Annotated in this window: 27 protein-coding genes, 1 tRNA gene and 1 other RNA gene; 9 read left to right on the top strand and 20 right to left on the bottom strand. The window is 68.3% G+C overall.

Annotation, left to right across the window (positions count from 1 at the left end):
* Position 1: 1 nt before the first annotated feature.
* A complete protein-coding gene (locus SPHME3_RS0100765; RefSeq protein WP_018250493.1) occupies positions 2-895 on the bottom strand; it encodes a TPM domain-containing protein in 894 nt (297 codons plus the stop codon).
* Positions 896-900: 5 nt separating this feature from the next.
* The gene (locus tag SPHME3_RS0100760) at positions 901-1506 is read right to left on the bottom strand and encodes a LemA family protein (protein ID WP_017977801.1); all 606 of its coding nucleotides are present in this window, start codon (positions 1504-1506) and stop codon (positions 901-903) included.
* A 112-nt stretch (positions 1507-1618) separates the two neighbouring features.
* On the opposite strand from SPHME3_RS0100760, the gene mscL reads away from it, so the two are divergent.
* Positions 1619-2059 carry a large conductance mechanosensitive channel protein MscL gene (gene mscL / locus SPHME3_RS0100755; RefSeq protein ID WP_017977802.1) on the top strand — a complete coding sequence of 147 codons (441 nt, stop codon included), beginning with the start codon at positions 1619-1621 and terminating at the stop codon, positions 2057-2059.
* 624 nt (positions 2060-2683) lie between these two features.
* Here the strand turns inward: mscL and SPHME3_RS0100750 are convergent.
* Positions 2684-3115: an RrF2 family transcriptional regulator gene (locus tag SPHME3_RS0100750; RefSeq protein WP_024310459.1), complete on the bottom strand. Its 432-nt coding sequence runs from the start codon at positions 3113-3115 to the stop codon at positions 2684-2686.
* A 42-nt stretch (positions 3116-3157) separates the two neighbouring features.
* Between SPHME3_RS0100750 and ssrA the strand changes: the two genes are divergently transcribed.
* Positions 3158-3536: a transfer-messenger RNA gene (gene ssrA / locus SPHME3_RS20570) on the top strand.
* 134 nt (positions 3537-3670) lie between these two features.
* On the top strand, positions 3671-4543 hold the full coding sequence (locus SPHME3_RS0100745; protein ID WP_017977804.1) for a pirin family protein: 873 nt from the start codon (positions 3671-3673) through the stop codon (positions 4541-4543).
* Between the two features lie 16 nt (positions 4544-4559).
* Here the strand turns inward: SPHME3_RS0100745 and SPHME3_RS0100740 are convergent.
* The 15 genes from SPHME3_RS0100740 to hisG form a co-directional block, all read right to left on the bottom strand.
* Positions 4560-4635 (bottom strand) — tRNA-Phe (locus SPHME3_RS0100740).
* Between the two features lie 41 nt (positions 4636-4676).
* A complete protein-coding gene (locus tag SPHME3_RS20565; RefSeq protein ID WP_017977805.1) occupies positions 4677-4850 on the bottom strand; it encodes a DNA gyrase inhibitor YacG in 174 nt (57 codons plus the stop codon).
* A complete protein-coding gene (locus SPHME3_RS0100730; protein ID WP_017977806.1) occupies positions 4847-5788 on the bottom strand; it encodes a hypothetical protein in 942 nt (313 codons plus the stop codon). The genes SPHME3_RS20565 and SPHME3_RS0100730 overlap by 4 nt, the downstream gene beginning before the upstream one ends.
* Positions 5781-6350, bottom strand: coding sequence for a Maf family protein (locus SPHME3_RS0100725; protein ID WP_017977807.1), 570 nt, complete (start codon positions 6348-6350; stop codon positions 5781-5783). Before SPHME3_RS0100725 ends, SPHME3_RS0100730 begins: the two co-directional genes overlap by 8 nt.
* A gap of 32 nt (positions 6351-6382) precedes the next feature.
* Positions 6383-6628 (bottom strand): translation initiation factor IF-1, encoded by a 246-nt coding sequence (gene infA, locus SPHME3_RS0100720; RefSeq protein ID WP_017977808.1) that lies wholly within the window; start codon positions 6626-6628, stop codon positions 6383-6385.
* A 308-nt stretch (positions 6629-6936) separates the two neighbouring features.
* Positions 6937-8385, bottom strand: coding sequence for a DNA methyltransferase (locus tag SPHME3_RS0100715; protein WP_018250492.1), 1449 nt, complete (start codon positions 8383-8385; stop codon positions 6937-6939).
* Between the two features lie 137 nt (positions 8386-8522).
* Entirely contained in the window at positions 8523-9953 is a 1431-nt protein-coding gene (locus SPHME3_RS0100710) for a sensor domain-containing diguanylate cyclase (protein ID WP_017977809.1), read from the bottom strand.
* A 163-nt stretch (positions 9954-10116) separates the two neighbouring features.
* Positions 10117-12063, bottom strand: a complete 1947-nt coding sequence (locus tag SPHME3_RS0100705; protein WP_017977810.1) for an alpha/beta hydrolase family protein — start codon at positions 12061-12063, stop codon at positions 10117-10119.
* A gap of 64 nt (positions 12064-12127) precedes the next feature.
* Complete coding sequence (locus SPHME3_RS0100700; RefSeq protein WP_017977811.1) at positions 12128-13324, bottom strand: TraB/GumN family protein; 1197 nt, start codon at positions 13322-13324, stop codon at positions 12128-12130.
* 219 nt (positions 13325-13543) lie between these two features.
* Positions 13544-15730, bottom strand: a complete 2187-nt coding sequence (locus SPHME3_RS0100695; RefSeq protein WP_017977812.1) for a sodium-translocating pyrophosphatase — start codon at positions 15728-15730, stop codon at positions 13544-13546.
* A gap of 317 nt (positions 15731-16047) precedes the next feature.
* Positions 16048-16947, bottom strand: coding sequence for a thiamine-phosphate kinase (gene thiL, locus SPHME3_RS0100690; protein WP_017977813.1), 900 nt, complete (start codon positions 16945-16947; stop codon positions 16048-16050).
* Between the two features lie 178 nt (positions 16948-17125).
* On the bottom strand, positions 17126-17578 hold the full coding sequence (gene nusB, locus SPHME3_RS0100685; RefSeq protein WP_017977814.1) for a transcription antitermination factor NusB: 453 nt from the start codon (positions 17576-17578) through the stop codon (positions 17126-17128).
* A gap of 95 nt (positions 17579-17673) precedes the next feature.
* Positions 17674-18228 carry a fasciclin domain-containing protein gene (locus tag SPHME3_RS0100680; protein ID WP_017977815.1) on the bottom strand — a complete coding sequence of 185 codons (555 nt, stop codon included), beginning with the start codon at positions 18226-18228 and terminating at the stop codon, positions 17674-17676.
* Between the two features lie 401 nt (positions 18229-18629).
* On the bottom strand, positions 18630-19925 hold the full coding sequence (gene hisD, locus SPHME3_RS0100670) for a histidinol dehydrogenase (protein ID WP_017977817.1): 1296 nt from the start codon (positions 19923-19925) through the stop codon (positions 18630-18632).
* Complete coding sequence (gene hisG / locus SPHME3_RS0100665) at positions 19922-20581, bottom strand: ATP phosphoribosyltransferase (RefSeq protein ID WP_024310460.1); 660 nt, start codon at positions 20579-20581, stop codon at positions 19922-19924. Before hisG ends, hisD begins: the two co-directional genes overlap by 4 nt.
* Positions 20582-20642: 61 nt before the next feature.
* Between hisG and SPHME3_RS0100660 the strand changes: the two genes are divergently transcribed.
* Positions 20643-21755, top strand: coding sequence for a DUF2332 domain-containing protein (locus SPHME3_RS0100660; protein WP_017977819.1), 1113 nt, complete (start codon positions 20643-20645; stop codon positions 21753-21755).
* 122 nt (positions 21756-21877) lie between these two features.
* Here SPHME3_RS0100660 and SPHME3_RS0100655 read toward each other — a convergent pair whose 3' ends face one another.
* Together SPHME3_RS0100655 and SPHME3_RS0100650 are read right to left on the bottom strand one after the other, a co-directional pair.
* On the bottom strand, positions 21878-22360 hold the full coding sequence (locus tag SPHME3_RS0100655; RefSeq protein ID WP_018250490.1) for an RcnB family protein: 483 nt from the start codon (positions 22358-22360) through the stop codon (positions 21878-21880).
* A gap of 274 nt (positions 22361-22634) precedes the next feature.
* Entirely contained in the window at positions 22635-23519 is an 885-nt protein-coding gene (locus SPHME3_RS0100650; protein ID WP_017977821.1) for an alpha/beta fold hydrolase, read from the bottom strand.
* A 161-nt stretch (positions 23520-23680) separates the two neighbouring features.
* On the opposite strand from SPHME3_RS0100650, the gene SPHME3_RS21230 reads away from it, so the two are divergent.
* The 5 genes from SPHME3_RS21230 to SPHME3_RS21225 all read left to right on the top strand — a co-directional run bounded on the left by SPHME3_RS21230 (position 23681) and on the right by SPHME3_RS21225 (position 26453).
* Entirely contained in the window at positions 23681-23875 is a 195-nt protein-coding gene (locus SPHME3_RS21230) for a hypothetical protein (protein WP_172436189.1), read from the top strand.
* 96 nt (positions 23876-23971) lie between these two features.
* The gene (locus SPHME3_RS0100640; protein ID WP_017977823.1) at positions 23972-24301 is read left to right on the top strand and encodes a hypothetical protein; all 330 of its coding nucleotides are present in this window, start codon (positions 23972-23974) and stop codon (positions 24299-24301) included.
* Positions 24302-24335: 34 nt separating this feature from the next.
* A complete protein-coding gene (locus SPHME3_RS0100635; RefSeq protein WP_017977824.1) occupies positions 24336-24767 on the top strand; it encodes a CsbD family protein in 432 nt (143 codons plus the stop codon).
* A gap of 10 nt (positions 24768-24777) precedes the next feature.
* On the top strand, positions 24778-26289 hold the full coding sequence (locus SPHME3_RS0100630; protein WP_017977825.1) for a PAS domain S-box protein: 1512 nt from the start codon (positions 24778-24780) through the stop codon (positions 26287-26289).
* Complete coding sequence (locus tag SPHME3_RS21225) at positions 26286-26453, top strand: hypothetical protein (RefSeq protein WP_017977826.1); 168 nt, start codon at positions 26286-26288, stop codon at positions 26451-26453. Before SPHME3_RS0100630 ends, SPHME3_RS21225 begins: the two co-directional genes overlap by 4 nt.
* Positions 26454-26473 lie beyond the last annotated feature (20 nt).

Raw genomic sequence — 26473 nt, 5'->3', positions numbered from 1 at the left:
GTCACCAATCCCCCGAGGCGCCGCCGCCCCCGAAATCGCCGCCGCCGCCGCCGGTGAAGCCGCCTCCACCCCAGCTGCCGTCGCTGCCGCCCGACGATCCGCCGCCGCCCCAGCCGCCGCCACGATCGCCGGAGGAGCGGCCGATCTCATTGGCGATGCCCCACAGCACGATGGGCAGCGCGCTGCCGCCGCCATCGTCATAGCGGCGACCCCACGGCCCGGCGCTGCGCCGGCGACCGATGATCAGGGGCACGAGGACGAACAACAGGATGACCGCCCAGATGATCAGGCCGAACGGCACGCCGCCACCGCCGCTGCGGCGTTCGGCGGAGCGCTGGTGGATCTGGTCGAACTGCTTCGCCGCCGCATCGAGCCGCGCCTGCTGTTCTTCCGGCGAGGCACGCAGCTGCTTGTCGAGCGCGTCGACGCCGGCGGTGATGCCACCCGGCATGTCGCCCGCCTTGAAGCGGGGAATGACGTCCTGATTGATGATGACGCTGGACAAAGCGTCGGTGATGAACGGCTCCAGCCCGCGGCCGACTTCGATGCGGACCTTGCGCTGGTTGGGCGCGACGATGAGGATCGCGCCGTTGTTGACGTCGCGCAGGCCAACGCCCCAGCTGCGGCCGAGCTTGTAGCCGTAATCCTCGATCGTATCGCCCTGCAGATCGGGGATCGTCGCGACGACCAGCTGGCGCTTGGTGTCCTTCTGCAACGCCTCCAGCTTCTGCGTCAGTGCGGCCTTCGTCTCCGGCGGCAGCACGTTGGCGGCGTCGACGACGAGGCCGGTGAACTTGGGGAAGGTCTGCGCGGTCGCGGGCGCGAGCATCAGGCTCGCGGCGAGCAGCAGCAAGGCCGCCCGCCACACGATCGCCGCCCGCGTCACGAGCGCCATCGCCGTCAGCTCGCATTCCCGAAGTTGACGGTCGGGGCCTGATCCGCCCCCGGCGTCGTCGCGGCGAAGGGGGTGAGCGGCTTGGCGCCGTAGAAGATCTTCGCGCCGACCGCGTCGGGGAAGGTGCGGATCTTGGTGTTATACGCCTGCACCGCATTGTTATAGTCGGTGCGCGCGATGGTGATGCGGTTCTCGGTGCCTTCCAGCTGGCTCATCAGCGTGGTGTAGTTGCTCTGGCTCTTCAGCTCGGGGTACGCCTCCTGCAAGCGCTGGAGCGACAGCGTGACGGCGCCCTGCGCGCGTTCGAACGCCTGCATCTTGGCCGGATCGGTCAGCTGGTCACCCGACAGCTTCACCTGGTTGGCACCGGCGCGCGCCTGCGTCACCTGCACCAGAATGTCCTTTTCCTGCGCGCCCGCGGCCTTCACCGTCGCGACGAGGTTGGGGATCAGGTCGGCGCGGCGCTGATACTGGTTCTGGACGTCGGCCCAGCGCGCCTTGGCGTTTTCCTCGGCCGTCGGCACGGAATTGATCCCGCATCCGGCGAGCGACAGGCTCGCGGTGGCAGCCAGCGCGAAGGCGGCAACGGGACGAAGCGACGACATGAACATCCTCCTGAGAGCGTATCTGTCCTATCCATATAGGACAGCGTGCGGGCTTGGCGAAGGGGTAATCGCAGCCTACCCTTTCGCCCGACGCCTGAACAACGGGGAGGACGTGAACATGTTCAAGGAATTCAAGACCTTCATCGCGCGAGGCAACGTGCTGGACCTCGCCGTGGCGGTCATCATCGGCGCGGCATTCGGCAAGATCGTGACGTCGCTGACCGAAGACATCATCATGCCGGTGGTGGGCAAGATCTTCGGCGGCTTGGATTTTTCGAGCTATTTCATTCGGTTGGGCGCAATCCCCGCGACCTATACCGGATCGCCGACGGATTATGCCGCGCTGAAGAAGGCGGGCGTGCCGCTGCTGGGCTATGGCGAGTTCGTGACGCAGGCGGCAAACTTCCTGATCCTCGCCTTCATCATTTTCCTGCTGGTGCGCAGCGTCAACCGCGTGATCGCCAAGCCCGAGGCGCCCGCCGCCCCGGCGCCCGAGCCGGCCGATGTCGCGCTGCTGCGTGAGATTCGCGACGAGCTGAAGGCGCGGCCGCGGGTGTAATAGATCCTCCCTCGCTTTAGCGGGGGAGGCGTTCGCGCAGCGAATGGTGGAGGGGGTGTCGCCGCGGGCGCGACGGGAGCCGTTGACCTCCCCCTCCGTCAGCTTCGCTGCCACCTCCCCCTGGCGGGGGAGGAATGGGGGCATGTCGCGACGCGCTGGTCGGTGGTGGGGTCGGGGTTGGGCCTTGCCACCATCGTCACTCCGGACGTGATCCGGGGTCCCGCTTTCGGCGCGACGAAGAAGCGGGATCCCGGCTCGAGGCCGGGATGACGGGGACGGCGGTGTGCTTGCACCGTGACGGGCCAAGAGGCGCGGCCGCGGGTGTGATGGATCCTCCCTCGCTTTGGCGGGGGAGGGGGACCGTTCGCGCAGCGAATGGTGGAGGGGGCGTCTCCGCGAGCGCGACGGGAGTCGTTGACCTCCCCCTCCGTCAGCTTCGCTGCCACCTCCCCCTGGCGGGGGAGGAATGGGGGCATGCCGCGACGGGTTGGTTGGTGGTGGGGTGGGGGTTGGGCCTTGCCACTATCGTCACCCCGGACTTGATCCGGGGTCCCGCTTACGGCGCGAAGGAGAAGCGGAATCCCGGATCAAGTCCGGGATGACGTAAATGGGGTAACGGCTGCCTTACGCCGCGACGAGTTGGTCGGCGGTGGCGTCGGCTAGGCTGGTGCCGTCGAGGATGCGGGCGGTTTCGTCGCGGACGCGCATCATCGCGTGGCGGATCGCGCAATCGGCCTCGCTCTTGCAGTCCTTGCACGGACGGTAGGCGGTGCGGCTGACGCAGGGGACGAGCGCGAGCGGCCCTTCGATCACGCGGATCACGTCGCCCAGCGAAATGAGGTGCGCGGGCCGCGCGAGGACGTAGCCGCCCATCTTGCCGCGCGTGCTCTGGATGAAGCCGGCATCGCGCAGATCGGCCAGGATCAGTTCCAGGAACTTGCGCGGCACGTTGGCGGCGACGGCGATCTTGCCCATCGGGATCGGCGGGCTGGCGGCGGGTGCTTCGGCAAGAAACAGCATCGCGCGCAACGCGTAACGGGAACGCTGGGTCAACATGATGGCGCCGCTATGGCCGGATATTGTGGCTAACGAAAGGCGTGGATTGCAGGGACGTGACGCTGCCCCTATATCGACCGGGCCGGCTTCCAGCCGGCTATGGCGATAAACGGTGGCGTTAAATAGGCGCAGCGGACCCGGGGGCAGTACCCGGCGGCTCCACCACCGACGCTGAGCCGCTCGGCGGCACGCTTCATGTGTGCAGGCGATCGGCACAGCGTCGATGACGGGGCCGAACTAGGATCGACGTGTGTTGAAAAGCGCTGTCTTTCGCTCGGAATGGGACCACCGCAACGGCCCATTACACAAGTGCCAACGATAACGAAGCACTCGCGATTGCGGCGTAACTGAGGGCCTCACGGCCTAAGGTTACTCCAAAATAGCGCGGTTGGACCCCACCGGGCAACAGAAGGGGATTCCAGCGGTACGGGGAGCACCGGGCAACAGAAGCTCCCCACTGTCCCTAATGATGGTCGTACGAAACGCAGCGTTCCCGCTGCGGGCGTTGTCGCTGCGCGGCGTTGCCGCCATCTTGGGCGGGAAGGAGCCATTTGCATGACCGCCCGCACGCTTGCCGCCATCCACCCCGCCCATCGCGACGATATCGGCGATCTCGTCACGCGGCGGCCGGTGCCGGGTCCGGGGCTGGAGCAGGTCGATCCGTTCCTGTTCCTCAACCATCATGGTCCGCAGACCTACGCCCCAGGCAACAAAGGCCTGCCGTTCGGCCCGCATCCGCATCGCGGGTTCGAGACGGTGACGTTCATCCTCGACGGCAGTCTGGCGCATCACGACACCGGCGGCCATGCCAGCATCATCGAAACAGGCGGCGTGCAGTGGATGACGGCGGGGGCGGGGCTGATCCATGCCGAAATCTCGCCGCCCGCGTTCAAGCGCGACGGCGGGCCGATGGAGATCCTGCAATTGTGGGTGAACCTGCCCGGCCGGCTGAAGATGACCGCGCCGGCCTATACCGGCTTGCAGGCGGATGCGATTCCGGTGGTGCCGCTGCCGGACGACGCGGGCAGCGTCGCATTGGTGTCGGGGCGGTTCGGCGACGTGGAGGGACCGATCCGGTCGCTGACCGGCGTGATGCTGTCGACCGTGCGGCTGCATAGCGGTGCGGTGGTGACGCTGCCGGCGCCAAAGGGGCGGTCGGTGTTCCTGTATGTCGTCGCCGGCACCGTGGCGATCGGCGGGCGGAGCGTGCCGCACTGGCATCTCGCGACGTTGCGCGACGACGGTGATTCGGTGGAGCTGACCGCGAGTGACGATGCCGTGCTGCTGTACGGCCATGCCGATCCGATCGGCGAGCCGGTGGTGGCGCATGGGCCGTTTGTGATGAACACGCGCGACGAGATCGGCCAGGCGATCCGTGATTATCAGGCGGGGCTGTTCAACGGCACGGGGCCACTGCCGGCGGTGTGATCATCGATGTGGGAAGTGGTGCCCGGGGACGGATTCGAACCGCCGACACTGCGATTTTCAGTCGCATGCTCTACCAACTGAGCTACCCGGGCAGGGCCGTCACGCGAAGGCTTCGCGTTCGGAAGTGGCGCCTCTAATGGTCCCCGCCGGTGCTGTCCAGCCCCTCATGCGCATCATTTTGCACCGGGATGCGATATCCTTCGCCCAGCCATTGCAGCAGGTCGCGATCGCGGCAGCCGCGCGAGCAGAAGGGCGTGTGGAGCGGATCGACGGCTTTGTCGCAGATCGGGCAGGTCGTGGCGGTCATAGGCTGTCGAACAGATGGGTGACGCCGGTGCGGCGTGCAAGCTCGGCCAGCCAGTCGGGGCGGCTGACGAGGCGGGCGTGGACGGGGGCGGGCAAGCGGTGATGCAGCGGACTGCCGGGGGGCTCGCGCTCCAGCCGGCGCAGCAGCGCCCGCGTCGCGGCGCCGACCGGATCGGTGCGGAGCAGTTCGGGCAGCGAGGCGCGGGGGCGGGGACGGACGATCTGCAGGAAACCGAAACCGTTGACCGCGGTGCGTTCGAACGGCGGCACCAGCGCGGCGTCGAGCGCTTCGGCGACCGCCTGTCGCGCGGCCTTGCCCTCCAGCGTCGGAAAATCGATGCCGATCGAGCCGCCGATACCGTGACGGCGGATCGCTGCGGCGACCGCTTTCGCGGCGGCGACGGCGAGCGGTTCGAGCGGGGGCGGGCCGTCGACGTCGAACAGCGTCATCGCCGGGGTGGGCGACAGGCGCAGCGCGCCGAGAGGGAAGGCGATCGCGCCGTCCATCGCCTCTTCGAGCAGTTCGGACCAGCCGGCCGCTTCCAGCGCGTCGGGTTCGTGGGGGCGGAGGGTGCGGACGGGGAGGCCGGTGGCGTGGAGGCGGGCGAGCAGATCCGGGCCGTCGGCGGGCGTAGCGTCGGTCGCCATGGCGCGGGGCGGCTTGGGGCGGCCGGGTTCGGGGATGGCTTCGCGGACGATCTCGACGGTGAGGGGCGCGCCCTTGGTCAGCCCTTTGGGGATGCGGGGGAGGACCGCGTCCTCGCTGGCGATCGACAGGCGGCCCATGCCGCCGGCGGTCAGCTCGACCAGCTGGGCCCTGGCGACGGTGCCGAGGCGGAGCGTATTCGGCAGTTCGATCGCGGCTTCGACGATGCGGTCGCCGTCGATCAGTGCGGCGCGGGCTTCGCCGATGCCGGCTTCATAGACCCATTCAGGCAAGGGGGAGCCCGGCGGCGCGGAGGAGGGCGCGGGTTTCGGTGAGCGGCAGGCCGATGACGCCCGAATGGCTGCCGTGGAGGAAGCGGACGAAGGCTTCGGCGCGGCCCTGAATGGCGTAACCGCCGGCTTTTCCAAGGCCTTCGCCGCACGCGATATAGGTATCGATTTCGGCGGGGGAGAGCGGGCGGAAGGCGACGATCGTGTCGGACAGGCGCGTGCGCTGCGTGCCGTCGGGGCCGATCACGCAGATCGCCGACAGCGCGTGGTGGCGGCGGCCGGAGAGGCGGAGCAGCAGGTCGCGCTGGATCGCCTCGGTCTCGGCGGGCGGCAGGATCGCGCGGCCGAGCGCGATCGTGGTGTCCCCGGCGATGACCGTCTCGTCCGGTGCGCGCTCCACCGCCAGCGCCTTTTCGACGGCGAGGCGCTGCGCATAGACGCGGGGCAGTTCGCGGGGGCGCGGGGTTTCGTCGATCGCGGGCGCGGCGATGCGATCGGGCACGACGCCGAGACGCGCCAGCAGATCGCGCCGGCGCGGCGAGGAAGAGGCGAGAACCAGTGGCATAAGGTCGGGCGGCACGCGGGTGCCGCCGCCGCTTATTGCGGGCCGGGGCCGCCGCGGCCGGGCATGAAGCGGTAGGTGATCCGCCCCTTGGTCAGGTCGTAGGGGGTCAGTTCGACCAGCACCTCGTCACCGACCAGCACGCGAATGCGGTTCTTGCGCATCTTGCCGGCGGTATGGCCGAGAATTTCGTGGTCGTTTTCGAGCTGTACGCGGAACATCGCGTTGGGGAGCAATTCCACCACGCGGCCGCGCATCTCGAGCAGTTCTTCCTTGGCCAAAAATCAACCTCTGTTCGCGTGTTCGGGCGCGCCCTTAGCGCAAGTCGCCGAAAAAGGGAAGCAAGGCGGACGGGCGGCGCCGGTCCAACAGGGGGCGGCGGGTCGCAAAGCCTTGCAGGATGCAAGATGGGGGTGGCGGGCGCGATTCGCAAGCCGCCGCACCCCTCGGAAGTGGACGAAGTGGACGGTACGTCATGTGTCGGAGACCCCCTCATGCGCAGGGAACGCAGGGGGTGGGGCCGGACGTGTCAAAGAACGTTCCGGGGATGATGCATATTCGGCGCATGTAGGACAGGGGAAAGATCGGATCAGAGCAGCCGGTCCTGCCGGCCTGTGTCTTCGCGGGCTGCCTTGCGGAAGGCGAGGTTGGGATCGGGATAGGGCAGATCGGGCTTTCGTCCGGCGAACAGATCGGCGACCGTCAGGATCTGAAGTCGCGGATAGGTGCGCTTGAATCCGTCCTCGAACCGGCCGACCGCCGCCGCCGCCTTCAGCATCGGTCCGGTCGGCGTAGCGAGCGTGACGAAGACGCCGATCGGCGCGTTTTCGCGCACCATCGCCGAATGCAGGTCGCGGATCATGCCGACACCGACATGGTCGCCGCCCTTGACCGAGACGATCGCCTTTTCGGTGCGTTTGCCGTCCGGCTTGAAATAGAGCAGGCCATCGACGCCGCCGTCCGCGCCCTTCTTCTTGCCGCCATAGGGTACGGCATCGACCATCGACACTGCCCACCATTGAAACTGATATTTGTCGCGCCTGGCGAGATCGGTGGCGGAGGCGAGGTCCTTGGGCGTGCCCTCTACCGTGAAGCTGGCATCCGGGAAGGCGGCCTGCATGCGCCGTTCGATCAGCGAGATGGCGAGGTGGGTGACGTCGATGCCGATCCAGTGCCGGCCGAGCTTTTGCGCGGCATGGACCGCGGTGCCGCAGCCGCAGAAGGGGTCGAGCACGACGTCGCCTTCGTTGGACGAGGCGGCGACGATGCGTTCGAGCAATTTGATCGGCTTTTGCGTGGGGTAGCCGAGATATTCCTTGCCGCGCGGTGCGATGGCGAAGTTCCAATAATCCTCTGGCACCTTGCCCTTGGCGTGGATCAGGTGATCGGCGCCGACGAAGCCCGATCCGACGAGGCCGGGTTTATAGTTTTCGCGCGTCTTGGCGCTGTGTTCGACGCGGACGGCGTCGGCGTTGAAGGTCCAGGTGTCGCCCTTGTTGAACCAGAAGATCGTGTCGTGCTTGCGCATGAACTGCCGCATGCCGGGCGACCCCGGCCCGGTGTAGCACCAGACGATTTCGTTGCGGTAGCGCTGAGCGCCGAACACCGCGTCGAGCAGCAGCTTGAGATAATGGCTGGCGGTCGGATCGCAGTGGAGGAACAGGCTGCCGGTCGGCTTGAGCTTACGATGCAATTCGACCAGGCGGATCGCCATCATGGCGAGATAGGCCATCATGTCGTTTTCGCCGAGGAACGCGCGCATCGCCCGCAGCAGTTCGAACGCGCGCGTGTTGCCGCTCTTGCAGACCTGGTCGAAGGCATCCTCCGCCGTGTCGTTCCAGTGCCACGTGTCTTCGAACGCCTCGATCTGGGCATCCGCGCCGGCGCCGGTCGGCGACTTGAACAGGATGTTGTAGTTGGCGTTCGAATTGTAGGGCGGGTCGAGATAGATCAGATCGACGCTGGCATCGGCGATATGGTCGCGCAGCACGTCCAGATTATCGCCATAATAGAGGTGATTGAGGGGTCTGTTCCGCATTGCCGGACTGTGCGGGGGGCAGCGGCGATCGTGGCATGACGATTGATCCGGATCGGCTGCGACGCATCCGATGTTGCGGGCCTGTTCCCGATCGTTTCATCCAAAGCGGATGGTTGGCGTCGGCAGGCCCGCCCCGCTCACCCCGCCGAGCGGAAGCCGTTCCGCCCGCCTGCCTTCGCCCGGTACAGCGCATCGTCGGCGCGGGCGATGACGTCGCGCAGGCGATCGGGGGGCGTGATGCTGGCGATGCCGCAGCTGATGCTGAGCAGGACGTGCGTCGCGGCGTCGGCGGCGATCGGCTGCTGGCGCAATGCGGCCTGGATGCGCGTGCAGATCGCTTCGCCCGTGTCGTGATCGCCGACCTGCAGGATCATCACGAACTCGTCGCCACCCAGCCGGCCGATCAGATCATCGGGACGGGTGTTGGCGCGCAGCGTCGCGGCGAGGTGGCGCAGCACGTGATCGCCGAAGGGATGGCCCCAGGAATCGTTGATGCCCTTGAAGTGATCGATGTCGATCGCGACGCAGCACAAGGGCGAAGCGGCGCGATCGAGCAGCGCGCCGGCGCGGCGTTCGAAGCCGCGGCGGTTGAGCAGCCCGGTGAGCGTGTCGGTGATCGCCTCGGCATGCGCTTCGGCGGCCTGTTCCTCAAGCTTGCGCGACAGGCGGGTGCGCGCAGCAATCTCCGCCGCGACGGGCAGGCAGGTGATCAGCATGATGGCGAGGAAGGACTGGAACAGATGCGCCTGGAGCACCGGGTCGCCGGTCGTCATCACGACCGGACCATGGCCCGACGCGGTGGCGCACGCGCCGATCACGGCAATGGCCATGACCGCCATCTTGGTGCCGAGCGGCCCGACGCGGAAGGTGACGAGCATGACCGGCGCGTACAGCAGGAACAGCGCAGGCAGCACCGCTACGTAGAAGACGAGATAGGCGGTGGCGACGACCAGCCCGAGATAGGCGAGCGATTCCAGCCGCTGCATCGGCGACTTGCTGCGGATACAGTCGGTCAGCTGGCCGCCGAGGATGGCCATGAACACCGGCGTGAAGACGAGCAGGCCGAGGCCGTCGCTGAGGAACCACGTCTTGAACGAGGAGACGAACGCCTGGTCGTAGACGAGGGTCGCGGTGGCGGCGCCCGCCGCGCCGCTGAGCGCAGGCGCGATCAGGCCGGCGGCAAGGATGAAGCGCAGCAGCGCGCCGGTGGAGCGGAGCAGGTCGATCGACCCCGAACCGCGGCGGATGAGGATCGTGGCAACCACCACCTCCAGTCCGTTCGAGACCGCATAGAGCAGCGGTCCGGCAATGCTGCCCCGCGTCAGCCAGTTGGCGGCGACATTGCCCACGAGGCCGGCGCTGAGCACCGTCCACCAGCGCGGGCGTCGATCGAGCAGCAAGAGCGCGACGAGGACGGCATTGGCGGGCCATACCGTCGCGATCGTGCGGCCGTCGCTGGTGAGGTGGATGGTCGAGGCGGCGCACAGGAAATAGAGCGATGCCGCGACCAGCCAGATGATGCCGGATGGCGACCCCGATGGGCGCGCGGTGCGGACTGTCTCTCCCATCCACCCAAATTGATCGAGATCAGTCAAAACGGGGTTAATATTTGCCGCGTCGCGCGAGCGAAGCCGCGGGAAGACGACGACAAATCACCCGCCGCGGGTTAATCGACCCTCGTCACACGCGCGGCGATGGCCGGGTGCAGCCGATCGGGTGCGGCAATCCCCCTCACGCCGGATTGTACTTCGCCAGGAACGCGCCCATTGCGGTCAGGAATTCCAGCCGGTCCTGGCTGCGGGTGAAATGGTGATCGCCCAGCGGCTGCTCGATATATTGATAGGGCTTGCCGGCGGATTTCAGCGCATCGGCCATCTGACGGGATTGTTTGACCGGCACGCGCTTGTCGGCCTTGCCGTGCAGCAGCAGGACGGGGATCGTCACCTGATCGGCGCCGAAGCGGGGGGAGACGGCGTGCAGGTCGGTCGCGCGCTTGGTCCAGTAGCGGCCCAGCGTCTTGCCGTTGAGGAATTGCGCATCGTATTTCTTGATGCCGGCAAGGTCCGATACGCCGGCATAGGAGATGGCGCAGCGATACAGCGCGCCGTCGCGCTGCGCGGCGCGGAGCGCGGCATAGCCGCCATACGACGCGCCGGCGATGCAGACGCGTTTGGGATCGGCAATGCCCTCTTTCGCCAGAAAGGTGATCGCATCGTTGAGGTCGTCCTGCATCTTGAGACCCCATTCGCCTTCGCCCGCCTTGACGAAGGCGGTGCCATAGCCGGACGAGCCGCGGTAATTGGGCTGGATGACGGCATAGCCCTGTTCGGCGAGATACTGGACCCACCAGTCCCAGCCTTCGCTGTCGCGTGCGATCGGGCCGCCGTGGGGCAGGACGACCAGCGGCAGGTTCTTCGCGTTCGGGCGATGGCGGGGGAGCGTCAGGATCGCCTCGATCGCCGTGCCGTCGCGCGCGGTGTAATGGACGGTCTTGACCGGCGACAGGCTGCGCCCGGCGAGCGTGTCGTTCTGGAAGGCGTAGCGCTGCATGCGGTCGCTGCCGAGATCCCAGTAATAGAGCGCGCCGGCCTGCGAGGGGCTGCCGACCTCGACCAGCATCTGCGAACCGCTGGCGCTGCGCGAGACGATGCGCGCGCGGCGATTGCCGACCGCGGCGTCGGCGGCGGCCTGGATCCGCTTCAGGGCGGGATCGAGCCAGACGATATGGTCGAACGTGTCGGTGACGCTGATCCCCAGCACGTCGTTGCCGTCGCGGTTTTCGACCACGCCGTCGATGTCGTAGCCGGGGTGGTCATACACCTTCTTGCCGAGCGTCAGATCGGGCAGCGAGACCTCGTACAGCGCGTCGCGGCCGCCGCTGTCGCTGGTTGCAAGCGCGGTGCCGTCGGCGCGGAAGGTGGTGGGGACGATGAAGCTCTGCTCCTTGCGCGAATCGCTGCGCGCAATGGTGCGGAAGGATTCGGCGTTGGAGCCGCGATACAGCAGCGCGCCGCGGCCGGTGTCGTCAATGTAGCGGATGCCCATGCGCAGCGTGCCCGCGCCGTCGGCATACCAGTCCCATACGTCGGGCTGGCTGGCGGCGACGCGACGGACCTTGCCGGTCGAGACGTCGGCGTCCCACACGGACGGATAGATATCCGCCATCGTGTCGATCCCGGTCGAGCGTGCGAACAGGATGCGCGGGCTGCCGTCCTTGGCCGACCAGAGCAGGTCGTCGGCGCGGATGCCCGAATTGCTCCAGTCGATCCGGTTGAGCGTCTTCAGATCGGCGCTGAGGCCGACCATGCGGGTGATGTAGATATCCTCCCCGCCGAGGTGCGACTGGCTGCCGATGCCGGCGACGAGCCACTTATCACCGACCCAGCGCCACCAGTTGATGTCCATATTCTCGCCGACCTTCAACGCGGCGGGCTTGCCGTCGAACAGCGGCATGACGACGAGGCTCTGGACGCCATCGATCGCCATCTTCGCGGCGATGCGCGTGCCGTCGGGCGACAGGCGGGGGGATTCGAACCTGGGCAGCTGGGCAAAAACCGCGGCGGGGATGGGGGCGTCTGCGGCGGGGGGTGCGGCGGGCGTCGTGGCGGGCGGCGTCTGCGCGATGGCGGTGGTGGCGAACAGAGCGGTGGCGAGCGACAGCGCGCAGGTACGAAGCATGGACATCCCCCCGGCGGCCTTCCCCAAGGCCAGTGACGGGAGACTAACGCAGGTTGGTGTCGCGTCAATCCGCGCGGGGCGCGGGCGCGTACGCCACGTCGACTGCGCGGATCCGGTAGCGGCCGGGGGGCAGCATCAGCGCGACGTCTTCGCCCGGCCGGATCGCGACGCGGTCCATCGGGACGGAGACGGGCGGTTCGCCGTCGGGACGGGCTTCGATGACGCGCCAGCCCGTGGTGGGGCGAAGCTGGGCGGGGATGCTGACGGGCGTGTCGCCGGCGGCGATCCGCCACGCCGGGCGGCCGCGGACGAAGCGGGCGGTGGGGTGATCCACGACGAGGTCGAAGGTGCCGGGCGGTTCGTCGGCGGGCAAGGCGGCGAGGCGGGTGGTGCTACCGCCGCCGTGGCAGGTGGTCTGCGAGATGGTGAGCGGGTCGATCCCGGTCTTGGCCTTGAGCCGCGTCGCCATCCAGCGCAGGCCGTCGGCAGTGGGGACCTCGATCGCATGGTGATAGCCGACATGGACGAGCAGCTTGGCGCCGGGATGCGCGGCGACCCAGGCGGCGAGCGTGTTCGCCTGCCCTTCCTCCCGGATGCCGATCCGTTCCTTTTGGGAGAGTTTGGCGGTGGCGGGATCGTAATGCGCTTCGTAGGGGACGAGCGCGTAGCCCAGCCGCTTCGCCGTGCGGCCCAGCCGGCCGAAGGCGGCTTCGCCCAGGTAAAAGCCATCGTCGTCCGTGAGATACGGAAGGCCGGGTTCGCGCAGGAAGGGCGAATAGAATTTCGGCGGCGTATCCGGTTGCGGGTTGGAGAGCGCCTCCATCGCCAGCGTCGTATAGCCCTCGGCATGCAAGGGGGTGAGTATTGCCGTCGTGAAGCCGCGATGCTCCGAGCGTTCGTGGCTTTCGTTGATGATGACGATCGATGTCTTGCGCGCGGCCTGGATGATCGCCTGAACCGGGTCGGTGGTGTCCTTGGCGGGCGTGCAATGGGTGGGGCGATAATCGTCGCTGCTGGCGGCGATCAGGTCTTCGCGGCCGAACAGGCTGAACGTTTGCGGGTTGGGGTCGCCGGCCAGTGGATGGGCGGGATCGATGCGGGCGAGCGATTTGAGCCGGATATCGGCGAGCGATCCTGCCTTCGGCGTCGCGGTTTCGTAGGGTGGTAGCAGGGTGATCGCGCCCGACTTGGGGGCGGTGTGGGCGGGGGTGGCGGTGGCGTACAGGACGATGGCGAGCGACAGGACGCGGCGATGGACCATGGCGTGACAACTCCCCCGGTAAGGTCGGGAGGGTAACAGGGCCGATGCGGCCGTCAATTGGTGGCAGGACGCGGGCGGACGTCACGGGAGAGTGGAAGGTCGATCATGCCCCCGGCATGATCTGAACGATGCGGGGCATCGTTCGCCTTCCACTCCCCGTGACGTAGGACGGATCGGGCGGGAGGTGCTCCCGCCCGTCCGCCGGCCGGTCGCGCTCTCTTAGCCGTTGCCGGCAGCCAGGGCTGCCAGCAACAAGAGCGCGACGATATTCGTGATCTTAATCATCGGGTTGACCGCGGGGCCGGCGGTGTCCTTGTACGGATCGCCGACGGTGTCGCCCGTGACGGCGGCCTTGTGGGCTTCGGAGCCTTTGCCGCCGTAATTGCCGTCTTCGATATACTTCTTGGCATTGTCCCACGCGCCGCCGCCGCTGGTCATCGACAGCGCGACGAACAGGCCGGAGACGATGACGCCGAGCAGCATCGCGCCCAGCGATGCGAAGCCCTGCGCCTGGCCGGCGACGGTGCGGATGATGAAGTAGAGCGCGACCGGGGACAGTACCGGGAGTAGGCTGGGGACGATCATTTCCTTGATCGCGGCTCTTGTGACGAGGTCGACGGTGCGGCCGTAGTTCGGGCGGCTGGTGCCTTCCATGATGCCGGGATTGTCGCGGAACTGGCCGCGGACTTCCTCCACCACGGCGCCCGCTGCGCGGCCGACCGCGGTCATGCCGAACGCGCCGAAGAGGTAGGGAAGCAGTGCGCCCAGCAGCAGCCCGACGATGACGTACGGGTTGGACAGGCTGAAATCGACGCTCACCTCGGGGAAGTAGGTGGCGAGGTCGGTGGTATAGGCGCCGAACAGCACCAGCGCGGCGAGGCCGGCGGAGCCGATCGCATAGCCCTTGGTCACCGCCTTGGTGGTGTTGCCGACCGCGTCGAGCGCGTCGGTGCGGGTGCGGACGTCGTCGGGCAGGCCCGCCATCTCGGCGATGCCGCCGGCATTGTCGGTGACGGGGCCATAGGCGTCCAAGGCCACGACCATGCCGGCGAGCGCGAGCATCGCGGTGGCGGCGAAGGCGATGCCGATGATGCCGGCGAGCTTGTAGGTGGCGATGACCGCGATGACGATGACGATCGTCGGCAGCGCGGTCGCCTCCAGGCTGATCGCGAGGCCCTGGATGACGTTGGTGCCGTGGCCGGTCTGGCTGGCGGCGGCGATCGATTTCACCGGGCGATAGTTGGTGCCGGTGTAATATTCAGTGATCCAGACGATCAGGCCGGTGACGGCGAGGCCGATGACCATGCACCAGACCAGGTCCATGCCGGTGAACGCCTGCGCGGTCGCGGCGGCGGCGCGGGGGGCGTCAAAGCCGGTGGTGAGGTCGTCGGACACGGCATCGAGGAAGCCGGCGCTGCCGATCGTGCGGTTGAGGTCGCCGAGCACATAGCGCGCGGCGAGGTAGATGGCGGGGATCGACAGCAGGGCGCTGGTCCAGAAGCCCTTGTACAGCGCGCCCATGATCGTGCCGCCCTTGCCGTTTCTCACTGGGCCGAGGCGGACCATGTACGTGCCGATGATCGAGGTGACGATGCACACGCCGCCGACGATGAGCGGGAGGCTCATCAGGCGCATCAGTTCGGCGGCGTCGGCGCGGATGAGCAGGGCGATCGAGATCATCGTGACGCCCAGCGTGACGACATAGGTTTCGAACAGATCGGCGGCCATGCCCGCGCAGTCGCCGACGTTATCACCGACGTTGTCGGCGATGACCGCGGGGTTGCGGGGATCGTCCTCCGGAATGCCGGCCTCGACCTTGCCGACGAGGTCGGCGCCGACGTCCGCCGCCTTGGTGAAGATGCCGCCGCCGAGGCGCGCGAAGATCGAGATGAGCGATGCGCCGAACGCGAGCGCGGTCAGCGCCTCGACGATGACGCGGTCGTTGGGGGCGTGGCCGGCGGGGCCGGTGAGATACCAGAAGAAGGTGCTGATCGCGAGCAGGCCGAGCCCTGCGACGAGCATGCCGGTGACCGCGCCCGAGCGGAACGCCATGGTGAGGCCGCCCTGCAGCGAGGTACGCGCGGCCTCTGCGGTGCGGACGTTGGCGCGCACCGAGATGTTCATGCCGACATAGCCCGCGACGCCCGACAGCACCGCGCCGACGACGAAGCCGATGGTGGAGACCGCGTTGAGCGTCAGGAACAGGATCGCGGCGACGATGACGCCGACGATCGCGATGGTGGTGTACTGGCGGCCGAGATAGGCCTTAGCGCCTTCCTGGATGGCGGCGGCGATGTCCTGCATCCGGGCGTCGCCCGGAGAGGCGTGGAGCACCTGTTGGCTGGTGACGAAGCCATAGACCACGGCGATGACGCCGCAGAGGATGGCGAGGGCGACCGTGGTCATTCGCGCAAATCCTTCTCCTGTTGACGTCGCCGGCCGATGTCCCCCGGTCTGGCGCGCTGCGGGTGAGGCTATGGCGGCGGCGGGGGGAGTGCAAGCGGTTGTGGGTTGCGGTGGGTTGGGGTGTGTGGGGCGGGTGCCGCTTCCGCTTGCGCGCCGTCACCCCGGACTTGGTCCGGGGTCCACTCTGCGGCGAGGGGGTTGGCTGGAGCCTCTTGCCGTTCCCTGGCGGCTTGGTGGACCCCGGAACGAGTCCGGGGTGACGGAGTGGGTGGGGCGGGCGTTTCGAGCCTCGCGGCGTGGAGGACGGGGTGTTCGGGTTAGTGTTGGAAACCTAGGCGAGCGGGGAGGGGGATCGCGTCCGCCCCGTCGAACAGGTGCAGGCCTTCGCCGCTGGCGAAGCGGCCGATGTGGGTGGCGGCCACGGGGGGCACGACGTTGGCCGGCATGGCGAAGAGGAGTTCGTAGTCGTCGCCGGCGCTGGCGGCCGTCAGGCGGGCGGCGCGGTCATCGCCGGCGTGGGCGATGTAGGCGGGCGACAGTGGGATGGCGGCGAGGTCGAGGATCACGGCGAGGTTGCTCGCCGCACCCATGCGCGTGGCGTCGATCAGCAGGCCGTCGCTGACGTCCATCATCGCATGCGCGAGGCGCGCGAGGATGCGGCCTTCCGCCAGGCGCGGCGTCGGGCGGCGGTAGCGGGCGGCGAGCGCGGCGGGGCCGGGCTGGCCCTGCGCGATGGCGAGGCCGGCGCCGGCGTCGCCGATCGTGCCCGTCACCCAGAGCGCGTCATTCTCGCCGGCGCCGCCGCGCGGGGGGGCGGGGGTGTCGCAGCCGAAGGCGGTGACGGTGAGGACCCGCGGCGCGCCGGGCGGCAGGCGGACGGTGTCGCCGCCGAGGATCTGCGCGTCGCACGCGGTCAGCACGTCGGCGAGGCCTTCGAGGAAGGCGCGGTCCCACGCGTCGTCGGTGAGAGGGTAGTTCAAGAGGATGCCGTCGGGCTTGCCGCCCTTGCCCGCGATATCGGACAGGTTGGTCGCGACGAGCTTCCACGCGACGTCCTGGGGGGTGTCGGTGGGGAGGAAGTGGACGCCCTCGACCAAGGTGTCGGTGGTGACGACGAGGGGAGCGCGCGTCAGGCGGGCGCTGTCGTCGCGCAGCCCGCGCGCGGCGGGGTGGAGCGGGAGGGCGCGCAGGGCGGCGAGGAAGTCGGCTTCGGTCATACGGGGAAGAAAGAGCCTGCATCGGTCCTCCCCCGCAAGGGGGAGGGGGACCGTTCGGCGTCAGCCGAAGGGTGGAGGGGGAGGGCGGCGGCGCCGCGCGATGATCGGGCTTGCCGTGTCCTCCCCCTCCGTCACCGCTGCGCGGTGCCACCTCCCCCTGGTGGGGGAGGACTTTGGGTTAGCGGACGTCCTTGGCGATGGCGTCGAGCAGGCCGTTGACGAAGCCCGATTCGCGGCGTTCGTAAAAGGCGTGGGCGACGTCGACATATTCGCTGATCGTCGCGCCGACCGGCACGTCCTTGCGCGCCATCAGTTCGTAGGTGCCGGCGCGCAGCAGCGCCTTCATCGGCTTGTCGAGGCGGGCGAGCGTCCAGCCGCTGGCGAGCTTCTTTTCGATCGCGAGGTCGATCTCGCCCGCGCGCGCGGTGGTGCCCTTGACCAGATCGTCGAAGAAATCGACGTCGGCCTCGGCATATTCCGCGTCCTCGATCGTCGCGCCGAGGCGGTGGTTGTGGAATTCGTGGAGCAATGCGGGCACCGGCGTGCTCTCCATCTCATGCTGGTAGAGCGCCTGAACGGCGGCGAGACGGGCGGCGGCGCGCGCCTGGGTACGGTTGGTGGTACGGGACATCGTGCGGGCATGTAGTGGCGTACGCGGCGTCCGTCACCCCTTGGTGTGCGGGCGGATGTGGGGCCGACCCGGCACGGGCCGGCCCCGCCAGTCCTTTACGGCATCAACACGGTGTCGATGACGTGGACGACGCCGTTCGACTGCATCACGTCCTTGGTGCTGACGTGGCTCATGCCGCCCTTGGCGTCAGTGAGCGTGAGGCGGCCGCCCATCATCGTCGCGGTCAGCGGTTCGCCCTGCACGGTGGTGAGCGTCGCCTTGCCGCCGCCGGCCTTGATCGCGGCGGCGATCTGCTTCGACGTCATCGTGCCGGCGACGACATGATAGGTCAGGATGTTGGTCAGCTGCGCCTTGTTCTCGGGCTTCACCAGCGTGTCGACGGTGCCGGCGGGCAGTTTCTTGAATGCAGCGTCGGTCGGCGCGAAGACGGTGAAGGGGCCGGGGCCCGACAGCGTGTCAACGAGGCCGGCGGCCTTCACTGCGGCGACCAGCGTGGTCAGGTTGTTGGCAGTCGAGGCGTTTTCGACGATCGTCTTGGTCGGGTACATCGCGGCGCCGCCGACCATCGGGTTCTTGGCGGCGGACATCGCCGGACCGGCGGCGAGCAGGGCGACGGCGGCGATCGCGCCGCGGAACTGGAAGCGGGTCATCTGAGGCATCCTTTGTCTGGTCACCCTGGGGCGGGTGCGGCGGAGATACGTCCGTCGCGGCACAAAGATGCGTTGTTTCAGCAACTTAAATGTAAGTAGCTGAAATTGATGTATATTAAGTTTTGTTGCTGGGGGTGGTTGATGCCGTCGTAGGGCTTAGTCGTTTGAGCTCGCGATCAAATTCGCAGACGATGCCGGATGCCCCCTGGCGGGGAGGGATTGATTTAATGCGAATGTCGATTGGGCTTAGCCGAACAGGAGGTAGCCGACGGTCAGGGTGCCGACCGTCAACATCAGCACTCCGATGACCGCGGCGCACCAAGCTGCTCTCCGCCCGAAGCGATCGTCGATCCACTCAACGGCGTCGTTGACCACATCGGTGAGCAGGGCGTCCCCCCGCTCTACCGATTGAGCCGCAGCCGCAGCGCTACCGAGCGCGCGTGGGCGGGCAGGCCCTCGGCATGGGCGAGGGCGACCGTCGCGGGGCCGAGCGTGGCGAGTGCGGCTTCGTCCAGCCCCAGGAAGCTGGTGCGCTTCATGAAGTCGAGAACCGACAGGCCGCTGGCGAAGCGGGCGCGGCGGCCGGTGGGGAGGACGTGGTTGGGGCCGGCGACGTAATCGCCAATCGCTTCGGGCGTGTGGCGGCCGAGGAAGACGCTGCCGGCGTGGCGCACCTTATCGAACAGCGCCTGCGGGTTATCGACGGCGAGCTGGAGGTGTTCGGGGGCAAGGCGGTCGACCAGCGGGCAGGCGGCCTCGAGGCTGTCGACGACGATGATCGCGCCGTTGGCGTCCCATGCGGCGCGCGCGACCGCGGCGGTGGGGAGGATGGCCAGTTCCTCGTCCACTGCCCGCGCCACGGCCTGCGCATAGTCGGCGTCGTCGGTGAACAGGATCGACTGCGTGGTGGTGTCGTGCTCGGCCTGGCTCAACAGGTCGGCGGCGGTCCATTGCGGATCGTTCTTGGCGTCGGCGACGACGACGATCTCGCTGGGGCCGGCGACCATGTCGATGCCGACGACGCCATAGACCTGGCGCTTGGCCTCGGCGACCCAGGCGTTGCCGGGGCCGGTGACGACGTCGACCGGCGCGATGCGGCCTGCGCCATAAGCGAGCGCGGCGATCGCCTGCGCGCCGCCGATGCGCCACACTTCATCGACGCCGGCCAGGTGCGCGGCGGCGAGGACGAGCGGGTTGATCTCGCCATCGGGGGTGGGGGTGACCATCACCAGCCGCTCGACGCCGGCGACCTTGGCGGGGATGGCGTTCATCAGCAGCGACGAGGGGTACGCCGCGCGACCGCCGGGGACGTAGATGCCTGCGGCATCGACGCCGCGCCAGCGCGCGCCGAGGCGGACGCCGGCCTCGTCGACATAATCGGTGTCGGTCGGCTTCTGGCGTTCGTGATAGGCGCGGATGCGGGTCGCGGCGAGGTCGAGCGCGTCGCGCAGCTGCGGGTCGAGCGCCTCATACGCCGCGGCGCAGGTGGCGGGTTCGATGCGCCAGCCGGTCTCCGCCAAGTCGTGGCGGTCGAGCTTTTGCGTGAAGGCGCGGATCGCCGCTTCGCCATCGTCGCGGACAGCGCGGATGATCGTCGCAACGTCGCGGGCGACATCGGCGGCGGCTTCGCGGCGACCGTCGACCAAAGCAGTGAAAGCGTCGGCGAATCCGGCGTCGCGGGTGTCGAGGTGGATCACTTGGCGCCCTCCGCCACGGCGCGGCGAAATGCCTCGACCAGCGGCACGACTTCGGCGCGGGTCTTCATCGCGGCGCGGTTGACGATCAGGCGGCTGGTGACCTCGGCGATCACCTCCACTTCGACGAGGCCGTTTTCCTTGAGCGTGCGGCCCGAGGAGACGAGGTCGACGATGCGTGGGGCGAGACCCAGCGTCGGCGCCAGCTCCATCGCGCCGTTCAGCTTGACGCATTCCGCCTGCACGCCCCGATTGGCGAAATGGGCGGCGGTGATGTGCGGATATTTGGTCGCGACGCGCACGTGGCTCCAGCCGCGCGGATCGTCGGTCGCGGCCATGGCGGCGGGTTCGGCGACCGAGATGCGGCAATGGCCGATGCCGAGATCGACGGGGGCGTAAAGTTCGGAATAGTCGAACTCGGCCAGCACGTCCGACCCGACGATGCCGAGTTGCGCGGCGCCGTGCGCGACGAAGGTCGCGACGTCGAAAGCGCGGACGCGGATCAGCTCGATATGCGGCACATCGGTGGCGAAGCGCAGCGCGCGGCTGTTTTCGTCGCCGAATGCGGCTTCGGGATGGATACCGGCGCGGGCGAGCAGGGGAAGGGCCTCGGAGAGGATGCGCCCCTTGGGCACGGCGATGACTAAAGGTGTCGGCACGCGCGGGGCTTTACTGAGGGTGGGGGGCAGGCGCAACACGGCGCCGGCAGGAGGCGAGTCGATGGCGAGTGAGGCAGAGAATCTCAAGTCGTTCGAGGTGCAGGCGGGCTATTGCAAGGCGATGGATGCGCCGGTGACGACGCGGCTCGTCGAGGCGCTGCCCGTGGCGCTGGATCGATCGACGGAGACGGGGCGGACGGTGCTCGACTGGCCGGGCGAGCCGGTGGCGGATGCGCTGGTGCTGCGCCTCGTCGGCGGGCTGCATGCGCTGCATCGCGCGGGCGCGGACGCCGATCTGTCACGGGTATTCGCGGGCGAGACGATCGAGCCGGCGGCGATTGCCGACGTGTTGCGGGCGACGTTGGCGCGGCACGATGCGGCGATCCGGCCGTGGCTGGACGGGCCGCCGCAAACCAACGAGGTCGGGCGGTCGGCGGGGCTGATGACCGGGCTGCTGCATATCGCCGCACGCTACGGCCCGCGGGTCGAGCTGCTCGAGATCGGGTCGAGCGCGGGATTGAACCTGATGATCGGGCATTATGGCTTCGACCTTGGCGGCACGCGGGTGGGGCCGGCGGACGCGGCGTTGATGCTCACGCCCGACTGGCGCGGGCCGCCGCCGCCGGCGGTGCCGATCGCGGTAGGGCGGGTGAGGGGCGTCGATATCGCGCCGGTCGATCTGTCCGACGAACGCCAGGCGCGGCGGTTGCAGGCCTATGTCTGGGTCGAGGCGACCGATCGGCAGGAACGGCTGGCGCGGGCGATCGATCTGGTGCGCGCGCATGGCGTCGACCTAGTGCAGGGCGATGCGGCGGATTGGGTGGAGGCGCGGCTCGCCGAGCCGCAGGAGGCGGGCGTTACGCGCGTGCTGATGCATTCGGTGGTGTGGCAATATCTGCCGTCGGCGACGCGCGCGCGGATCGGCGACGCGATGGCGGCAGCGGGCGCGCGTGCCACGGCGGAGCGGCCGCTCGGCTGGGTGATGATGGAGCCCAATCGCGACCTGCACCGGCATGAGGTGCGCGTGCGCGGCTGGCCGGGGAGCACGCCGATGGAGCTGGTGGCGCTGACCCATGCGCATGGCGCCTGGGTGGAAGGGCTGTCGCCGCCGTACGAGACGCGCGACTATGTGATGCGGCGCGGGGCGTATGAGGCGGATGCCGGGACGGCGTGAGCCGCCCCGGCGCGTCGCGGCGCCGTCACCCCGGACCTGATCCGGGGTCCCGCTTTCAGCCGCAGAGGAAGAGGCGGGATCCCGGCTCGAGGCCGGGATGACGGAGAGGGGGTTACGTCCGCTTAGTAGAAGAAGCGGTTGTAGACCTGGACGACGCGGCCCGAGCGGGTGTCGACCAGCACGACGTCGTTGCCGTAGCGGACCCAGCGCTGATAGCCGTAGCCCGGGCGCGGCAGGCGATAGGTCGCGTAGTCGTTGATCCAATATTGGCGGCCGTAATAGCTCGGCGCGAAGCGATAGCCGTTGGTCACCGGGCGATAGCGATAGCCGCGCGGGCCGGCGTAGGTGCCGCGGCGATACACGTCGCCGTGCGTGCGGCGATAGTCGCGCCAATCCTCGCGCAGCTCCTGACGATCCTCGCGCACTTCGCGGCGCGCATCGCGGATGTCGCGGCGGTCGCCGTAGCGGCGCGCTTCGGCGAGATCGCGCTGGCTCTGGCGCAGCTCGCGTTCGCTCTGGCGGACTTCGCGGGCGCTCTGCGCATTGGCAACGCCAGCGGGCAGGATGGTGGCGGCGGCGAGGGCCGCGATCATGATCTTACGCATGTGTTTCACTCCTCGGTTCGCGTACCGCCCGCTTTGGTTGGGGCGTAACGCAGAACGGTCTTGTGACCGCGCGTCGCTGAACGCGTGAGGAATGCTTTGGTCATCTTGGGGAAAGGTGGCTGTCCTTTATTCCGGTTTCGCATCAACGCATTGCTGCCCCATCCACCCCGTTCGTGCCGAGCCTGTCGAAGCACGGGCGCCACGGGCGGTGGCGGTGTGTGTGGCGACCCGCCCTTCGACAGGCTCAGGGCGAACGGGGGTGGGTGTGGGGGCGTCAGATGTCCCAGCGCCGCATTGCCGCGACCACCGCCTCGGGCTTTTCCCAGGGCACGAAATGGCCGGCGTCGATCTTTTCGACGGTCAGCTGCGGGACATAAGGCGGCAGGCCGTCGACCAGCACCGGCAGCAGTGCCGAATCGCGCATGCCCCAGATGACCAGAGTGTCCTGCGTGATCGGCGGGAAGGGGGCGTCGAGGAAGGCGGGGCGGGGCGGGGTTTCGCCCATCGCGGGGACGATCACCTTCGACGCGCGATACCAGTTGAGCATCGCGGTCATCGCGCCCGGCTGCGACCATTCGTCCAGATAGGCGGCCTTGTCCGCGCCGGCGATGGCGTGCGTCACGTGATGCGCGAAGGTGGAGCCGAGGAATTTTTCGAGGCCGGCGCCGACGAGGCCCTGGTCGATGCCCGTGTCGCGGAAGCGGGTGATGTACTGGCTGGCCTTGCGCTGCTCCGGCTCGTCGAACAGCGCGCGCTGGAAGAGCAGGGGATGCGGGGCGTTGACGATGACGAGGCGCGCGACGCGATCGGGGCGGGTCAGCGCCGCCATCCACGCGATCGCGCCGCCCCAGTCGTGGCCGACCAAAGTGAAGCGATCGATGCCGAGATGGTCGGCGAGCGCGATCAGATCGGCGAGGATCTGCTCGGCGGCATAGGCCTCCACCCCTTCCGGTTTGGAGGAGCGGGCGAAGCCGCGCTGGTCGGGCGCGACGACATAATGGTCGCGGGCGAGATCGGGGATCACGCCGCGCCATGTGCGGTGCGATTCGGGAAAGCCATGCAGCAGGATGACCGGCGGATGCGCAGGGTCGCCGGCGATCGCGACGTCGAGCTCCACACCGGTGGGCAGCGCGATACGGGTCAGCGGCATGTCGGTCATCACTCTCTCCTGTCGCAAGCCCTGTGCGGGTCGTCGTGCAGCGAGCCTAGCGGCCTTTGATCCTGCCGTCATGCCCGTGCGCAATGGCATACCGATCTACCATGTCATGGGTGCATCCTGGCCGATAGGCACGGTGAAACAGCACGTTAGCGTGCCGCCCCATGACCGATACGCCTTCAGAGACACCCGTTTTCCGGTCCGGCCCCGAGGAGCTGGCCTATCTGCGGCGCCGGGCGGAGGAGCATCGGCAAGGTGCTGAAAAAGCAGCGGATATGGGATCGCGCGCGATCCATTTGCGGCTGGAGCAGCTGTATCGCGAGCAACTTGGGCTGCTGGAAATAGTGCTTCCTGACTAGGTATTTGCGCAAAGATACCAGGAACGGACCAGCCTAACATGGGTTGATGCGACCGAACCGGCCCTGCTGTGGGGCCGGCAAGGGCAAGGATCGACCATGGGTCGCACCCGGACGATAGCGACGGTGTTCTGCGGTGCGGTGGCGCTGGCCGCCTGTGCTGCACCCGCGACGCGGATTTCGACCGGGCTGCAGCGTTATGGCCTGGACGAAAGCCGCGCCGATTGCGTCGGTGGTCGGTTGCAGAGCGACCTGACGCTCGGCCAGCTGCAACAGCTGGGCCGCGCCGCTGCCGCCTACAAGCAGAACGATCCCAATCCGGGCGTGCTGACGGTGGGCGACCTGATCCGCGTCGCGGGCGAGCTGAAGGACCCGAAGATCGCTCTGTCGGTCGGCAAGGCCGCGGCGGGCTGCGGCGTCCTGCCCTGATCCTGCACTCCCTTATCCGCAAAGGAGATATTCCATGAACAAGGACGAATTCCACGGCGGCGTGCGCTATGCGACCGGCAAGGTCGAAAAGGCGGTCGGCGATACGGTGAACAGCCGCGACTGGCAGGTCGACGGCGTCGTCGATCAGGTCGCCGGCGGTGCCCAGCACACCTATGGTCGCGCCAAGTCGATCATCGGCGAGGCGGTGGACAGCGCACCCGAGTTGCTCGACGAAGCGCGCGACCGGCTGAAGGATGCGGGCGAGCGCATCGCCGACGTGGCGGGCGACACTGCCGCGCGCGCCAAGGACGCGGCGGGCAAGCACGGCAAGGTCGCCGCGGATGCCGCGCGCGAGCATGGCAAGGCGGCGGCGAAGACCGTGCAGGACACGCCCGCTCTGTGGGCGGTGGCCGCGCTGGTCGGCGGCTATGCGCTCGGCTGGCTGATCCACGGGCGTCGCGCCTGAGGGGCACGCGATGACGGCCGCCCTGCTCAAATCCCTGCGTGATACCGTCGATCTGCGCCATCTGCGCCAGATCATCGTCGGCCTCGACGAGGGGGTGATCCTGATCGATCCCGACCAGAGCCTGCTCTGGGCGAACGACGCCGCGCTGGCGATGCACGGCGTCGGATCGGTCGAGGAGCTGGGCGCGACCGTCGACGAATATCGGTCCCGCTTCCAGCTGCGCTATCGCAACAACCACCGGCTGGAAGCGGACGATTACCCGATCGAACGCGTCGTCGCGGGCGACAGCTTTTCCGAAGTGGTCGTCGAGGTGACGGTGGCGGGCGAGGATGCCCCCCGCTGGGTGCATCAGGTGCGCAGCCTGGTGCTCAACGACGCGGACGATGGCGAGCCGGCGTGTTTGGTGCTGATCGTCCAGGACGTGTCGGCGCGCTACGAGGCGGAGGATCGCTTCGAACAGTCGTTCAACGCCAATCCGGCGCCGGCGGTGATCTGCCGGCTCAGCGACCTGCGCTTCGTCAAGGTCAACCAGGGATTCCTGGAGATGACCGGGCATCAGCGCGACCAGGTGCTGTGCAAGACAGTGTACGACATTGACGTGCTGCGCGAGGCGGAACGCCGCGATCTGGCCAAGGAACGGCTCGCCGAAGGGCGGACGATCCCGCAGATGGAGGCGGAATTGGAGCTGCCGGGTGGCGGCACCAAGCTGGTGATCGTGGCCGGGCAGCCGATCGACATGGGCGACCAGCCCTGCATGCTGTTCACCTTCGCCGACCTGGAACCGCGCCGGAAGGCGGAGGGTGCGCTGCGCCACAGCGAGGAACGGTTCACCCGCACCTTCCAGATGGCGCCGGTGCCGATGGCGATCGGCGCGCGCGACGGACATCTGCTGTGCGAGGTGAATGCCAGCTTCACGCAGATGACCGGCTATGCCTCGACCGAGATCATCGGCCGCCCGCTGGGCGAGGTGGAATTGTGGGAACATTCCACGATGCGCGAAGAGATCGAGGCGCTGATCGAGGACGGGCATGCGCTGCGCGGCCATGAGGCGCGCATCCATGCCAAGGACGGCGCAGGGATCGACTGTCTGGTGTCGACCGAGGCGATCCGGCTGGGCGACGACGCCTGCGTGCTGTGGGCGTTCCAGGACATCACGCAGCGCAAGGCGACCGAGCTGGAGCTGGTCGAGGCGATCGAGGCGGTGATGAAGGACACCAGCTGGTTCAGCCGGTCGATCATGGACAAGCTGGCCCGGCTGCGCGCGCCCGAGCGGCAGGCGGACGGGCCGGGCCTGGACGATCTGACGCGGCGCGAACGCGACGTGCTGGCGCTGATCTGCCGCGGCTATGACGACAAGCGGATCGCGCGGGCGCTCGACGTATCGGGCAATACGGTGCGCAACCATGTCGCGCGCATCTACGCCAAGATCGGCGTCAACCGGCGCATCGCCGCCGTCGCCTGGGCCCGCGCGCGCGGCTTCGACGGCGAAGGCGTCGTCATCGAAACGGAGGCGGCGGCATGAGCAAGACCTCGAAAGCCGATGCCGCCAAGCGCGCGACCAAGGGGTCCGTGCAGGAAGCGATCGGCAAGTTGATCGGCGACGATGCGGCGCGCGAGCGCGGTCGTGCCGAAAAGGACGCGGGCACCGCTGCGGCGACCCGCCGGACCAAGGACTCCCGGGACTGATCCCGGACACGCATTTTTCC

The sequence above is a fragment of the Sphingomonas melonis DAPP-PG 224 genome, assembly GCF_000379045.1.
In the GTDB taxonomy this organism is placed as follows: Bacteria; Pseudomonadota; Alphaproteobacteria; order Sphingomonadales; family Sphingomonadaceae; genus Sphingomonas; species Sphingomonas aquatilis.
Note: the sequence above shows the minus strand (reverse complement) of the source record. Positions and strands in the feature narration are given on the sequence as shown.